Genomic DNA, 12,801 nt, shown 5'->3' with positions numbered 1-12,801 from the left:
ACGCTAAATTAGTGCCAAATGTAGTTTAGTTACAATTAAATTATTTAAACTAGAGAGTTACCCCTTATGAAAAACACCGATTATCAGTCTGCTAGTGAAATTGTACTCTTTGGTGCGCTTGGTGATTTATCTCGTCGAAAGTTATTACCAGCACTTTATCAACTTGATCAAGTAGGTTTGTTAAATCCTGAAAGCCGTATCGTTGCTGTAGCAAGACAAGATAGTAGTCTTGAGGATTTTACTGAGTTTGTCATGGAGAACCTGACCAATTTTGTGAAAGAAGGATTAAATGACGACGTTATTGAACGTTTCAAATCTCGCCTTGTTTATCAGCAATTAGATTTTAAAGACACGAAAGCTTATAAAAATTTAGCGGATACGTTAGCGAACGGTCATAAAACACGTGTTTATTATTTTTCAACGCCTCCTGCTATTTATGGTGATATCTCTGATGGTTTAAAAGCAGCCGGTTTAATTACACCTGCTGATCGTGTTGTGATGGAAAAACCCATTGGCCATTGTTTAGAATCATCGAAAGTGATTAATGACCAAGTTTCGCGTTATTTCAACGAAAATCAAATTTATCGAATTGATCACTATTTAGGTAAAGAAACGGTATTAAATTTATTAGTGCTTCGTTTTGCGAATTCTTTGTTTACCAATAACTGGGATCGAAACAGTATTGATCATGTTCAAATAACGGTAGCAGAAAGTGTTGGTATTGAAGGTCGTTGGGGGTTTTACGATGATGCTGGTCAAATGCGTGACATGATCCAAAATCACCTATTACAAATACTTTCTTTATTAGCCATGGAGCCTCCAGCAGATTTAAGTGCGGAAAGTATCCGTGCTGAAAAATTAAAAGCAGTGAAAGCATTAGTCCCTATTGATCGCAGTAATGTCAAAGATAAAACTGTGCGAGGGCAATATGCTGACGGTTATTTAAATGGTAATCCTGTACCTGGTTATTTAAATGAAGAAGGTGCTAATACGAGCAGTAATACTGAAACTTTTGTGGCAATTAAAGCCGAAATTGATAATTGGCGATGGGCCGGTGTTCCTTTTTACTTAAGAACAGGAAAAAGAATGCCTGCTAAACATAGCGAAATTGTCGTTCACTTTAAAGAACAAGCACATAACATCTTTAAAGATAGTCATGCAGATTTACCAGCAAATAAATTGACCATTCGTTTACAACCAGACGAAGGCGTTGAATTGCAAATGATGAATAAAATACCTGGTATTGCCTCACAAATGCATATTCAAGAGAACAAACTTGATTTGAGCTTTTCAGATACGTATGAAAATCAACGAGTGGTAGATGCTTATGAGCGCTTAATGTTAGAAGTGATCAATGGTAATCAATCATTATTTGTTAGCCGTGACGAAGTGGAAGCTGCTTGGACGTGGGCAGACAGTATTATAGACGCATGGAAATCAACGAATGAAGCGCCTAAAGCTTATGCTGCTGGTTCATGGGGACCTGTTTCTTCTATCTCATTGATAGCACGTGATGACAGACAGTGGGTGGAATAATGTACCAATTAAATGAATTTGATAAACGCGAAGAATTAGATTCTCAACTTGCTGATAAAGTTGCTGATATTTTAACAAAAGCCGTCGCGACAAAAGGGAAAGCAAGTATTGCTGTTTCTGGCGGATCAACACCAAAAGGTTTTTTTACCGCGTTATCACAAAAAGATTTACCTTGGAATGATATTACTATTACTTTAGCGGATGAACGTTGGGTAAACATGGAAAGTGATGCGAGCAATACTCGTTTAGTTCATGAGAATTTATTACAAAACAATGCGGTAAATGCTAAGTTTTTTCATTTGAAACAAGGTGATGAGCTTTGTGAAGAAACGTTAGCCGATCTGAATTTAGCGGCAAATTCTGCATTGTTGCCGTTAGATGTATTAATTTTAGGCATGGGTGAAGATGGTCATACCGCGTCTTTATTTCCTTGTAGTGACGAAATTGATGAGTGTTTTACGACTCAATCTCCATTGCTAAAAGTCAGTCCTAAAACAGCGCCTCACGACAGAATATCGTTCAGTTTTGCTGCGTTAAAAAACAGTAAAAATGTTTTTCTTCATATTAGTAGTGCAAATAAAAAAGCTGTGCTTAATAGCGCATTAGCAGAAACAGATATTAAAAAAATGCCAATTAGGGCATTTTTACAAGACCCTGAAATTAATACCAATGTGTATTGGGCGGAGTAAATTATGAGTCATTCAACAGAAGTACCTGTGAAAAAAGAAATAGTCGATATTACTAATCGTATTATCGAACGTAGTAAGCCAACACGTTCTGCTTATTTGAATCGAATTGAAGCAGCCAAATCAGAAACCGTTCATCGTGCTAATTTAGCTTGTGGCAACTTAGCGCATGGTTTTGCAGCGTGTGGTAAAGAAGATAAAGCAATTTTACGTGGCGTCAACCATTCGGATATTGCGATTGTTTCCGCCTATAATGAAATGCTTTCTGCGCATCAGCCTTATGAAACATATCCTGTTATTATTAAAGAAGCTGTAAAAGAAACCGGTGGTATTGCCCAGTTTGCTGGTGGTGTCCCGGCAATGTGTGACGGTGTCACGCAGGGTCAAGATGGTATGGATCTTAGCTTAATGAGTCGTGATGTGATTGCGATGTCTACGGCTGTCGCGTTATCACATAATATGTTTGACGGTGCGGTAATGCTTGGTATCTGTGACAAAATTGTCCCAGGTTTATTAATCGCTAGTATGTCATTTGGACATCTGCCAATTGTTTTTATACCAGCAGGACCAATGCCTTCAGGTATTCCAAATAAAGAAAAAGCCCGCGTTCGTCAGCAATACGCGAAAGGCGAAATAGGGAAAGATAAATTATTAGAAGCCGAATCTGCTTCTTATCATGCACCAGGCACTTGTACTTTCTTTGGTACGGCGAACTCCAATCAACTAGTGGTTGAATTTATGGGATTGCATTTACCCGGTGCTTCGTTTGTACAACCTAACACTGTGCTGCGTAAGGAATTAACCAAAGCTGCGTCACGTCAAGTAACTCGTATTACTCAACAATCTGGTAATTATATGCCGATTGGCCGAATGGTTGATGAACGATCAATTGTTAATGCTATTGTTGCTTTATTAGCCACTGGTGGTTCAACAAACTTGATCATGCATATTATTGCGTTTGCCAAAGCCGCGGGAATTATCATTAATTTCCATGATTTCCATGATTTATCTGAAGTTGTACCATTATTAACCCGTATTTATCCTAATGGTCATGCGGATGTAAACCACTTCCAAGAAGCAGGTGGCATGGCATTATTATTTAAAGAATTAATTGATGCCGGTTTAATTCACGAAGACGTAGAAACGATTTGTGGTAGAGGACTTAGCCGATATACTCAAAAACCAACGTTAGAAGATGGCAAATTAGTCTGGGTTGATATTCCTAAAGTATCAGGTGATCCAGAAGTGATAGCTACCTTTGAGAAACCTTTCAGTAAACATGGTGGTTTATTAACGCTTAAAGGCAATATTGGTACGTCGGTCATTAAAACTTCATCTATGCCCGTTGATGATGTTGTGATCAAAGCTCCTGCGATTGTCTTTGAAGACCAACATGAAATCGACGCAGCGTTCAAAGCCGGTGAATTAAATAAAGATTTTGTTGCCGTGGTTCGTTTCCAAGGCCCTAAAGCCCGAGGCATGCCAGAGTTACATAAATTGACGCCACCGCTTGGTGTATTACAAGCAAATGGACATAAAGTAGCATTAGTCACTGATGGACGAATGTCGGGTGCTTCAGGTCGTGTGCCAGCAGCAATACATCTTTGCCCAGAGGCATTAGATGGCGGCATTATCTCTAAAATTAATACTGGCGATATTATTGAACTGAATTGTAAAACTGGTGAGTTGAACTTACTTGTTGATGAAGCCGAGTTAAGTCAACGTCAATGTGCACAATTCCAAAAAAATAATCACCATTTAGGTATGGGCCGTGAGTTATTTGGCGCAATGCGTCGTAATTTAAGTACCGCTGAAACTGGTGCTTGTTCACTTTTTGATGATGAATAACCTTCGCGGGCATTAAAGATGAGTCAAATAATAAACTTAGTTGCGGATATTGGTGGCACTAATATCCGATTGGGCACTTTTGAACATGGGGCGGCGGTCACTGCACTGAAAGTATATCAATGTGGTAATTATCAAAGTTTATCAGAGGTTATCCGTACTTATATAGACGAAGAAAACTTAGCTGAGAAAACGATTAATGCCTGTTTAGCCATTGCTTGTCCTGTGGAAAATGATCTGATTTCGATGACCAATTTACCGTGGACATTCTCTCAAAAAGCCTTGAAAGAAGAGTTATCACTGAACAAACTTTTATTGATCAACGACTATACGGCAATCGCGCATGCTGTACCTTATCTCGATAAGGAACAAAAAGTGCAAATTGGTGGCGGTGAAGTGGTTGATGGTAAGCCTATTTCCATTTGTGGACCAGGTACGGGCCTTGGTGTAGCAAACGTTGTACCTTTAGCGGAAGGTCAATGGCAAGCACTCGGTGGAGAAGGTGGACATGTTGATTTTGCCCCGATTGATCAAACAGAAATTAAAATCCTTGAGTATTTATTAAACCAGTACCAGCACGTTTCCTATGAACAATTGTTATCTGGTTTAGGTTTAGAGCAAATTTATCAAGCGTTAAATCATATTGAACAAGCTGAACAACCAATATTGTCTGCTCAAGATATTTCAGAAAAAGCGCTATCGAATACATGTCAACTGTGCGAAAAAACATTAGCACAGTTTTGTAAAATTTTAGGCAGTTTTGCTGGTAATTTATCGTTAACACTAGCCAGTTTTGGCGGTGTATATATTGCCGGCGGTATCGTGCCACGATTTATTGATTATTTAAAACAAAGTGAATTTAGAAGTCGTTTCGAAAGTAAAGGTAGGATAACGTTTAACCAAACAATCCCGACATTTGTGATCACAGAATCGCAGCCTGGTATTTTGGGCGCTTCCGCATACCTTCGACAACACAACCTTCAAAACAAAGGATAACTAGGAATTATGACCTCACCAAAAAATTGGCAAATAGCGCCAAAAGACCTTTTCGCCATGGGACCTGTAGTTCCTGTTTTAGTGATTAAGGATGTAGAAGATGCGTTACCGATCGCTGAAGCTTTACTTGAAGCGGATATCAAAGTACTTGAAGTAACTTTAAGAACACCGGCGGCTTTAGATGTGATCAGCACTATTGCCAAAGCCTTACCTGAAGCCATTGTTGGCTCTGGCACGGTAACTAATCGTGAAATGCTGCAACGCTCTGTTGATGCCGGCGCAAAATTTGCCATTAGTCCTGGCTTAACTAAAGATTTATTACAGGCGGGTAATGAAGGTGAAATTGCGTTAGTGCCTGGGATTTCTTCCATTTCTGAATTAATGGATGGGATAGATTATGGCTATGATCATTTTAAATTTTTCCCTGCCGAGGCTTCTGGTGGCGTAAATGCCATTAAATCTATTGGTGGTCCATTTGCCGATATTCGTTTTTGCCCAACGGGCGGGATTAATATCAACAACATCAATAATTATTTAGCTTTACCTAATGTTGCCTGTTGTGGTGGCTCTTGGTTAGTCTCAGATGAAATTATCGCACAGAAGAACTGGAAGCAGATAACAGAACTAGCCAAACAAGCCTTAGCGCATGTAAAAGCCTAAATATAAGACTAGCGTTATTAACAAGGTTTAATAACGCTTATCTTAAAAAAAAACGCTAATAACGTAAGTCATTAGCGTTTTTTATTATTTGAATGTAAAGCTGAATTATCTAAAGAAATTAAAAAGCTGATGTGTCAGCAAATAATCCAACTTTTAAATCTTTAGCAACATATATTTCTTTGCCATCTACACTTACCGTGCCATCAGCTATGCCCATAAATAACTTACGTTTAATGACACGTTTTAAATCAATTTTATACGTGACTTTTTTCGCCGTTGGTAGCACTTGTCCGGTAAATTTAACTTCACCAACACCTAGCGCACGTCCACGACCTGGTCCACCTGCCCAAGCAAGGTAAAAACCAACAAGTTGCCACATGGCATCTAAACCTAAACAACCAGGCATTACTGGGTCACCTTTGAAGTGACAATCGAAAAACCAAAGATCAGGGGTGATATCTAATTCAGCGATAATTTCACCTTTATCAAATAAACCGCCTTCTTCTGTTATGAGGTTGATTCTATCCATCATTAACATATTATCAGAAGGTAATTTACTGTTGCCTTCACCGAAAAAATCAGTGGTACCGGCTAAGATCAGATCTTCTTTTGAAAACGAATTTTTTTGTGTCATGGGAATGATTTTACTCTTTGATTTTTAAAGGCGCTACTTTAGCGAACACTTGTACACTAAACAACTCCGAACAGTGGTTTTTTATAAATTTATTTGTCATATATCATAATTTCAGTAAAATATGGTAACGCATAACTAAGATGAACACCTGATTTATGAATGATAACAATCTGAAATCAAAAGATAAAAAAGCATTAACCAATGCCGAAAAACAAAAACGCTACCGAGAGAGACAAAAAGAACGTGGTAAACAAGAAATGAGAGGCTACTTATCGCCAGAAGCAAAAGAATGCTATCGTTTAATATCTGAACAAACCGGTTGGAATGACAGTGTGATCTTAAGTAATGCGGTAAGATTGACCTATGCAGCGTATAAAAATGGTCAAGTAGGATTATTGAACAGTTGGCTGACAAAAAATAAACTTTAAATAGTTTGTAACAACTATTTACATATACCTTTGTAAGATTAATAAAATAAGTAATATTTTTTTAAAAGATTAATCGCTATACTCAATGGCTAAGCGATAGTCTTTAGACCATTAGACAAAAATAATAAGGTGATTCTCCGTTGATTAATGTTTTACTAGTTGATGATCATGAGTTAGTTCGTACCGGTATTAGAAAAATACTGGATGAAGTGAAAGGACTTAAGGTTATCGGGGAAACTCAAACAGGCGAAGAGGCTGTTCAGTTTTGCCGAAAAACTGAGCCCGATGTGGTATTAATGGATATGAACATGCCTGGTATTGGTGGTTTAGAAGCGACTAAAAAAATTATTCGTTATGCACCCGATGTAAAAGTGATTGTTTTAACCGTTTATTGTGAAGATCCTATTCCAACGAAAGTTATGCAAATAGGCGCCGCAGGTTATTTAACTAAAGGTGCAGGCCCTGATGAAATGGTTAATGCGATTCGTGCTGTTAATAGTGGTCAACGATATATTACCCCAGAAATCGCCCAGAAAATGGCATTGAACCAGTTTAAATCGGCTGAAGAAAATCCTTTCAATATTTTGTCTGAACGTGAATTACAAATCATGTTGATGATAACCCGTGGTGAAAAAGTACCTAATATCTCTGAACAATTGATGTTAAGTACAAAAACTATTAACAGCTATCGTTACCGTATGTTTGAAAAACTCAATGTCGGTAATGATGTTGAATTAACACATTTGGCTATTCGCCACGGTATGTTAAAAACTGAAAAGCTATAACCGATAGCTTGATTGATTTAGCACTATCCGTGAACAGTCCGCTCCCTGAATTTGATCACCAAGCTTTCCTGTCAGTTGTTACACAACAGGCTGGTGTTTATCGAATGTACGATAAAGAGCGAACGGTTATCTATGTTGGTAAAGCAAAAGATCTTAAAAAGCGCCTCTCCAGTTATTTTCGAAAAGATGTTGGCAGTAGTAAAACTAAAGCATTAGTGAAGCAAATTTGTGCCATTGATGTCACTGTCACCCATACTGAGGGTGAAGCATTAATTCTTGAAAACAACTACATAAAAAAATATCAGCCTAAATACAATATCTTATTAAGAGATGATAAGAGTTACCCATATTTATTGATAACCGATCATAAACATCCCAAATTAGGTCTTCACCGCGGTGGCAAAAAAGTCAAAGGTGATTATTTTGGACCGTTTCCGACAGTTGGAGCAGTCTGGCAAAGTTTACGTTTAATGCAAAAACTTTTTCCTATCAGACAATGTGAAGATAGTTATTATCGTGCTAGAAGTCGCCCTTGTTTACAATATCAGTTAAATCGTTGTTCAGCGCCATGTGTCGATAAAATATCAAAGCAGGATTATCAACAGCAAGTTGACCTAGCAAAACTATTCTTGAAAGGAAAAAGTTCATTAGTCATCGAACATTTGGTTGAAAAAATGGAAAAAGCCAGTGTCGAATTAGCCTTTGAAGAAGCCGCAAAATATCGTGATCAAATCACGACGTTGCGAAAAGTTCAACAACAGCAATATGTTAGTGGCTTTGCCGCTGAAATGGACGTTATTGGTATTTATCGTGATAAAACTCAAGTTTGTATCCATTTATTGTTTATTCGCGATCATAAAGTCTTGGGCAGCAAAAGTTATTTCCCAAGCATTCCGGCTGAAACACAAGATAAAGATATTATTCAGGCTTTTATTAGCCAGCATTATTTCGGTCAAGATATGAAGGCAGGGCGTATTCCTAAAGAAATTGTTATTCCTCTTGAGATTGAAAATAGTGTTGATATTCAACAATTATTATCTGACCAAGCTGAACATGAGGTTAAATTATTATTTAATGTTCGCACTGAGCGGGCGAATTATATAAAGCTTGCGAATACGAATGCCCAAAGCGCACTGATCACTAAAAATAGTCATAAAGAATCGGTTCAAGCAAGGTTTATTGCCTTAAATGAAGTTTTTGATTTAGACGGCGGAATACAACGAATTGAATGCTTTGATATTAGTCATACGATGGGGCAACAAACTATCGCCTCAAATGTTGTCTTTAACCAAGAAGGTCCAGTAAAAAGTGATTATCGCCGTTATAACGTGCATGGTATAACCCCTGGTGATGATTATGCTGCTATGGCATTTGCATTAAATAAACGCTATGGAAAAGTCACAGATATAGAAAACTTGCCAGATATCGTTTTTATCGATGGCGGTAAAGGCCAATTATCAAAAGCTGAACAATTTTTTAATGATTTAAATTTAGAGAAAACGCCGTTATTGGTAGGTGTTGCTAAAGGTGAGTCAAGAAAGCCAGGTTTAGAAACCTTAATATTAGCGGGCAGTCATCAATTAATTTCATTACCGGGAAATTCTCCCGCCTTACATTTAGTGCAACACATCAGAGATGAGTCACATCGTTTTGCCATTGCTGGTCATCGGGCGAAAAGACAAAAGGTCAGTAAAAAGTCTGCTTTAGAGTCAATTCCAGGGATAGGCATTAAAAAAAGACAAATGTTATTAAAATATTTAGGCGGGCTTCAAGAGGTCATGCAAGCGGATGTCAGTACTTTATCGAAAGTTCCTGGGATAAGTGTTGCTTTAGCGACAATAATTTATGAGGCATTACATGACAATTAACGTAATATCTGTGTAGAATAAAACTTTAAAGGCGATATCGTTATTTTAACTAACTGATGTTCGTGATACTTCAATTAAGTAGTGTGAAATTAAATGTGGACTATTCCCAATCAAATAACTTTATTTCGAATTTTATTGATCCCAGTTTTTATTATCGTTTTCTATTTACCGGTTGAGTGGAATTACTTTGGCGCATTTGTCGTTTTTTGGTTTGCCGCTATCAGTGATGCATTAGATGGCTACTTAGCTCGGAAGTTAAATCAATCTTCTGCATTTGGTGCTTTTATTGATCCTGTGGCTGATAAATTAATGGTGGCAGCAGCATTGATCATGATCGCGGAAGATTATCAAATCTGGTATATAGCAGTCGCTGCCATGATAATGATCTCAAGAGAAATCTTTATCAGTGCGCTTCGAGAATTTATGTCATCTAGGGGAAAAAGAGACATAGTTGCCGTGTCAACCTTAGGTAAATATAAAACTGCTGCCCAAATGTTGGGGATAATGGGGTTAATATGGCAACCAAGTGCCAATGATGCCTTGCTAAATTTTTTATATATTCCACATCAACTTATTAATGGCGCTGCCTATTTCTTTTATGCAATTGCGACTATTTTAACCGTTTGGACCATGGTGATATATTTTAAAGCTGCTTGGCCAGAATTAAAAGACTAGGGTGCTGGTTAAAAACCACGCAAACCGGCGAAATATGTGTTAAAAAATCATCATTTTAGTCGGTTTTTAAGCAGTTGAAAAAAAATTGAATTTAATTTGAAACTAAAGGGTTGACTCACCCATATTTCAATGTAGAATGCACCACCAGTTGACAGGGAGTCAACAGATGAAGCGGCTGTAGCTCAGTTGGTAGAGCATCACGTTGCCAACGTGAATGTCACGAGTTCGAGTCTCGTTAGCCGCTCCAATTTTACTTTTTATTAAGTGAAAAATTCTAAGGAATACTACTCGACTCGTAGTTGATGAAACGGCGGGTTGGCAGAATGGCTATGCAGCGGATTGCAAATCCGTGGACCTCGGTTCGACTCCGGGACCCGCCTCCATTATGCCCGGGTGGTGGAATTGGTAGACACAAGGGATTTAAAATCCCTCGCTTGTAAGAGCGTGCCGGTTCAAGTCCGGCCCCGGGTACCATTTCATCCGCTAGAGTTGTACTAGTTGATTTAGAAAAAACAATGCGCTAGAATGCGCGACCTGAAAAGATGAAGCGGCTGTAGCTCAGCTGGTAGAGCATCACGTTGCCAACGTGAATGTCACGAGTTCGAGTCTCGTTAGCCGCTCCAAATTTTCAAACCAGACAGTCTTACTAAAGTAAGCATGCGAAGCGGCTGTAGCTCAGCTGGTAGAGCATCACGTTGCCAACGTGAATGTCACGAGTTCGAGTCTCGTTAGCCGCTCCAATTCTCTTTATGAGAAAAGTAGGGAACCAATCTCTACTATAAAAAGTACTTCCCTTATGCCCGGGTGGTGGAATTGGTAGACACAAGGGATTTAAAATCCCTCGCTTGTAAGAGCGTGCCGGTTCAAGTCCGGCCCCGGGTACCATACTTATCTAAACTTTCAATGTTAAACCACAAAACATTATTTCACGATAATTCGATTTTTATCCTTATTTCCCTCTGATTTAACACCTGATTATTGGCCTTTTTGCATAAAAATACCCTCAAAAGCTTGTTATCGATAAATATACATTTTTTTTAATAGATAAATTGTACGATGTCCGTTCTTAGACTAATCTAATGATTAACGTTGAATGTATTATTAACAGATTGAAATAATGGGATTATTTTTTAAAGAAAAAATTACGGACAATGCTCCTTCAATACAGCAAATTAAAGAAAAACAGTCTTACCATATTTTAGACAGTTTAAAACAATCCGTCGCATTTATAGAGTTTAGCCCCGAAGGCACGATAATTGATGCAAATGATAATTTCTTACATACGGTTGGTTATTCACTCAGTGATATTAAAGGAAAGCATCATAGTATTTTTTGCGACAAAAAGTACGTTCAAACACCTGAATATATTCGCTTTTGGCAAGACTTAGCTGCCGGTAAGTCTTTATCAGACAAATACCTTAGATATACAAAAGACGGTAGTCCTATTTGGTTAGAAGCAAGTTATAACGCAGTAAAAGATGAACAAGGCAAGATCACTTCTGTTGTGAAATTAGCCAGTGATATTACTGATTATGTGATGCGTTCAAATGTACAAAAAGGCATTATTGAAGCACTCGATCGTTCCACTGCTAATATCTCTTTTGATCTTGATGGGAAAATTTTGCAAGCAAATGACAATTTTCTCAATGCTACAGGGTATGCGCTATCAGAGCTTGAAGGTCGTCATCATAAAATGTTTTGTGCACCGGAATACGCTGCCAGTCAGGATTATAAAAAGTTTTGGCAACAATTAAATAATGGCGAGTACATGCAAGGATTGTTTGAACGGCGAGATGCCCAGGGTAATGTTCTTTGGTTAGAAGCAAGCTATAACCCGATTTTTGATGAAGATGGACATTTAATTAGAGTGGTAAAATTTGCCACGAATGTGACAGATAGAATAGCAAGAATCAATAATGCAACAGAAGCAGTACAATCGACGGTAACAGAAACTGAGCAAGTATCTCAACAAGGTAAACAAGTGTTAACTAATAGCGTTGAAATCATGGATGAAGTGACTCGTAATGTCGAAGTTGTCGCCAAAGATATTTCCGCGATTAACGAGCAGTCTGATAAGATAAATAATATAGTTAATACTATTTCTTCTATCGCTGATCAAACTAACTTACTTGCCTTAAATGCTGCAATAGAAGCGGCAAGAGCTGGTGAACAAGGTAGGGGATTCGCTGTTGTTGCCGATGAAGTCAGACAATTAGCCGCTCGAACGAGTACATCGACAACTGAAATTTCTGATGTTGTTAAAAATAATACGTCACTTTCTATGGCTTTATCTAAAAACATTATTGAAACCCAACAAAAATCACAAGAAGGTAGTGAACTTATATCGAATGTAGAGGGGATCTTTTTAGAAATTAATCAAGGAATGGAAGGTGTATGTGTCGCGGTAAATGATCTTAAATAAACTTACGGTAGCGTTCTTTAGTTATTATTCATCTTAGTGCTTATCTACATGACAAAGTATGCTGAATATTCAGCATACTTTTCTGTCTTTTCTAAATTATTTAAATTTTATTTTCCTTGTACACCCTTAAACCTTTCTGGAAGGTTTTACGGTTTTTCAGCTGTTTTATCTATAATTTTGTAAAACATTTATTCAAATTGTTTGTTAATTATTCACCATAGTTATGTTCGGTATCACAATATCAGTATTAGTGTAATTACTCATAA

Annotated in this window: 11 protein-coding genes and 6 tRNA genes; 16 read left to right on the top strand and 1 reads right to left on the bottom strand. The window is 37.8% G+C overall.

All coding sequences use genetic code 11. The features are described from left to right. The first annotated feature begins 66 nt into the window (after positions 1-66). The 5 genes from zwf to ABXH06_RS05700 are packed head-to-tail and all read left to right on the top strand — an operon-like array spanning position 67 to position 5,723. A complete protein-coding gene (zwf, locus tag ABXH06_RS05720; protein ID WP_311575675.1) occupies positions 67-1,536 on the top strand; it encodes a glucose-6-phosphate dehydrogenase in 1,470 nt (489 codons plus the stop codon). Next, the gene (gene pgl, locus ABXH06_RS05715; RefSeq protein ID WP_353517577.1) at positions 1,536-2,225 is read left to right on the top strand and encodes a 6-phosphogluconolactonase; all 690 of its coding nucleotides are present in this window, start codon (positions 1,536-1,538) and stop codon (positions 2,223-2,225) included. The genes zwf and pgl overlap by 1 nt, the downstream gene beginning before the upstream one ends. A gap of 27 nt (positions 2,226-2,252) precedes the next feature. Next, positions 2,253-4,070 (top strand): phosphogluconate dehydratase, encoded by a 1,818-nt coding sequence (edd, locus tag ABXH06_RS05710; RefSeq protein WP_353517760.1) that lies wholly within the window; start codon positions 2,253-2,255, stop codon positions 4,068-4,070. A gap of 18 nt (positions 4,071-4,088) precedes the next feature. Further along, on the top strand, positions 4,089-5,063 hold the full coding sequence (locus tag ABXH06_RS05705; RefSeq protein WP_353517576.1) for a glucokinase: 975 nt from the start codon (positions 4,089-4,091) through the stop codon (positions 5,061-5,063). 9 nt (positions 5,064-5,072) lie between these two features. Beyond that, positions 5,073-5,723 carry a bifunctional 4-hydroxy-2-oxoglutarate aldolase/2-dehydro-3-deoxy-phosphogluconate aldolase gene (locus tag ABXH06_RS05700; RefSeq protein ID WP_353517575.1) on the top strand — a complete coding sequence of 217 codons (651 nt, stop codon included), beginning with the start codon at positions 5,073-5,075 and terminating at the stop codon, positions 5,721-5,723. 118 nt (positions 5,724-5,841) lie between these two features. Here ABXH06_RS05700 and fabA read toward each other — a convergent pair whose 3' ends face one another. After that, a complete protein-coding gene (fabA, locus tag ABXH06_RS05695; protein WP_303451946.1) occupies positions 5,842-6,357 on the bottom strand; it encodes a bifunctional 3-hydroxydecanoyl-ACP dehydratase/trans-2-decenoyl-ACP isomerase in 516 nt (171 codons plus the stop codon). A gap of 155 nt (positions 6,358-6,512) precedes the next feature. Here fabA and ABXH06_RS05690 point away from each other — a divergent pair, with 155 nt between their 5' ends. The 11 genes from ABXH06_RS05690 (at position 6,513) to ABXH06_RS05640 (ending at position 12,535) form a co-directional block, all read left to right on the top strand. Continuing rightward, the gene (locus ABXH06_RS05690) at positions 6,513-6,785 is read left to right on the top strand and encodes a hypothetical protein (protein ID WP_311575663.1); all 273 of its coding nucleotides are present in this window, start codon (positions 6,513-6,515) and stop codon (positions 6,783-6,785) included. 140 nt (positions 6,786-6,925) lie between these two features. After that, positions 6,926-7,570, top strand: a complete 645-nt coding sequence (gene uvrY / locus ABXH06_RS05685) for a UvrY/SirA/GacA family response regulator transcription factor (RefSeq protein ID WP_303451942.1) — start codon at positions 6,926-6,928, stop codon at positions 7,568-7,570. Between the two features lie 29 nt (positions 7,571-7,599). Then, a complete protein-coding gene (uvrC, locus tag ABXH06_RS05680) occupies positions 7,600-9,438 on the top strand; it encodes an excinuclease ABC subunit UvrC (RefSeq protein ID WP_353517574.1) in 1,839 nt (612 codons plus the stop codon). Positions 9,439-9,531: 93 nt separating this feature from the next. After that, positions 9,532-10,113, top strand: coding sequence for a CDP-diacylglycerol--glycerol-3-phosphate 3-phosphatidyltransferase (gene pgsA, locus ABXH06_RS05675; protein WP_353517573.1), 582 nt, complete (start codon positions 9,532-9,534; stop codon positions 10,111-10,113). Positions 10,114-10,284: 171 nt separating this feature from the next. Next, a tRNA-Gly gene (locus ABXH06_RS05670) sits at positions 10,285-10,360 on the top strand. A 62-nt stretch (positions 10,361-10,422) separates the two neighbouring features. After that, positions 10,423-10,496 (top strand) — tRNA-Cys (locus tag ABXH06_RS05665). A gap of 4 nt (positions 10,497-10,500) precedes the next feature. Next, a tRNA-Leu gene (locus ABXH06_RS05660) sits at positions 10,501-10,587 on the top strand. A 73-nt stretch (positions 10,588-10,660) separates the two neighbouring features. Next, positions 10,661-10,736: transfer RNA gene (locus tag ABXH06_RS05655), tRNA-Gly, on the top strand. Positions 10,737-10,777: 41 nt separating this feature from the next. Further along, positions 10,778-10,853: transfer RNA gene (locus ABXH06_RS05650), tRNA-Gly, on the top strand. A gap of 58 nt (positions 10,854-10,911) precedes the next feature. Then, positions 10,912-10,998 (top strand) — tRNA-Leu (locus tag ABXH06_RS05645). A gap of 232 nt (positions 10,999-11,230) precedes the next feature. Then, the gene (locus ABXH06_RS05640; protein ID WP_353517572.1) at positions 11,231-12,535 is read left to right on the top strand and encodes a methyl-accepting chemotaxis protein; all 1,305 of its coding nucleotides are present in this window, start codon (positions 11,231-11,233) and stop codon (positions 12,533-12,535) included. Positions 12,536-12,801: the final 266 nt, after the last annotated feature.

Source organism: Thalassotalea sp. SU-HH00458, assembly GCF_040362795.1.
GTDB lineage: Bacteria > Pseudomonadota > Gammaproteobacteria > Enterobacterales > Alteromonadaceae > Thalassotalea_H > Thalassotalea_H castellviae.
The sequence above is the reverse complement of the archived record's forward strand: the minus strand, read 5'-3'. Positions and strand labels throughout refer to the sequence as shown.

Coding starts and splice junctions, on each gene's coding strand:
- zwf (WP_311575675.1), top strand. CDS start 67: ATGAAAAACACCGATTATCAGTCTGCTAGTGAAATTGTACTCTTTGGT.
- pgl (WP_353517577.1), top strand. CDS start 1,536: ATGTACCAATTAAATGAATTTGATAAACGCGAAGAATTAGATTCTCAA.
- ABXH06_RS05705 (WP_353517576.1), top strand. CDS start 4,089: ATGAGTCAAATAATAAACTTAGTTGCGGATATTGGTGGCACTAATATC.
- ABXH06_RS05700 (WP_353517575.1), top strand. CDS start 5,073: ATGACCTCACCAAAAAATTGGCAAATAGCGCCAAAAGACCTTTTCGCC.
- fabA (WP_303451946.1), bottom strand. CDS start 6,357: ATGACACAAAAAAATTCGTTTTCAAAAGAAGATCTGATCTTAGCCGGT.
- ABXH06_RS05690 (WP_311575663.1), top strand. CDS start 6,513: ATGAATGATAACAATCTGAAATCAAAAGATAAAAAAGCATTAACCAAT.
- pgsA (WP_353517573.1), top strand. CDS start 9,532: ATGTGGACTATTCCCAATCAAATAACTTTATTTCGAATTTTATTGATC.
- ABXH06_RS05640 (WP_353517572.1), top strand. CDS start 11,231: ATGGGATTATTTTTTAAAGAAAAAATTACGGACAATGCTCCTTCAATA.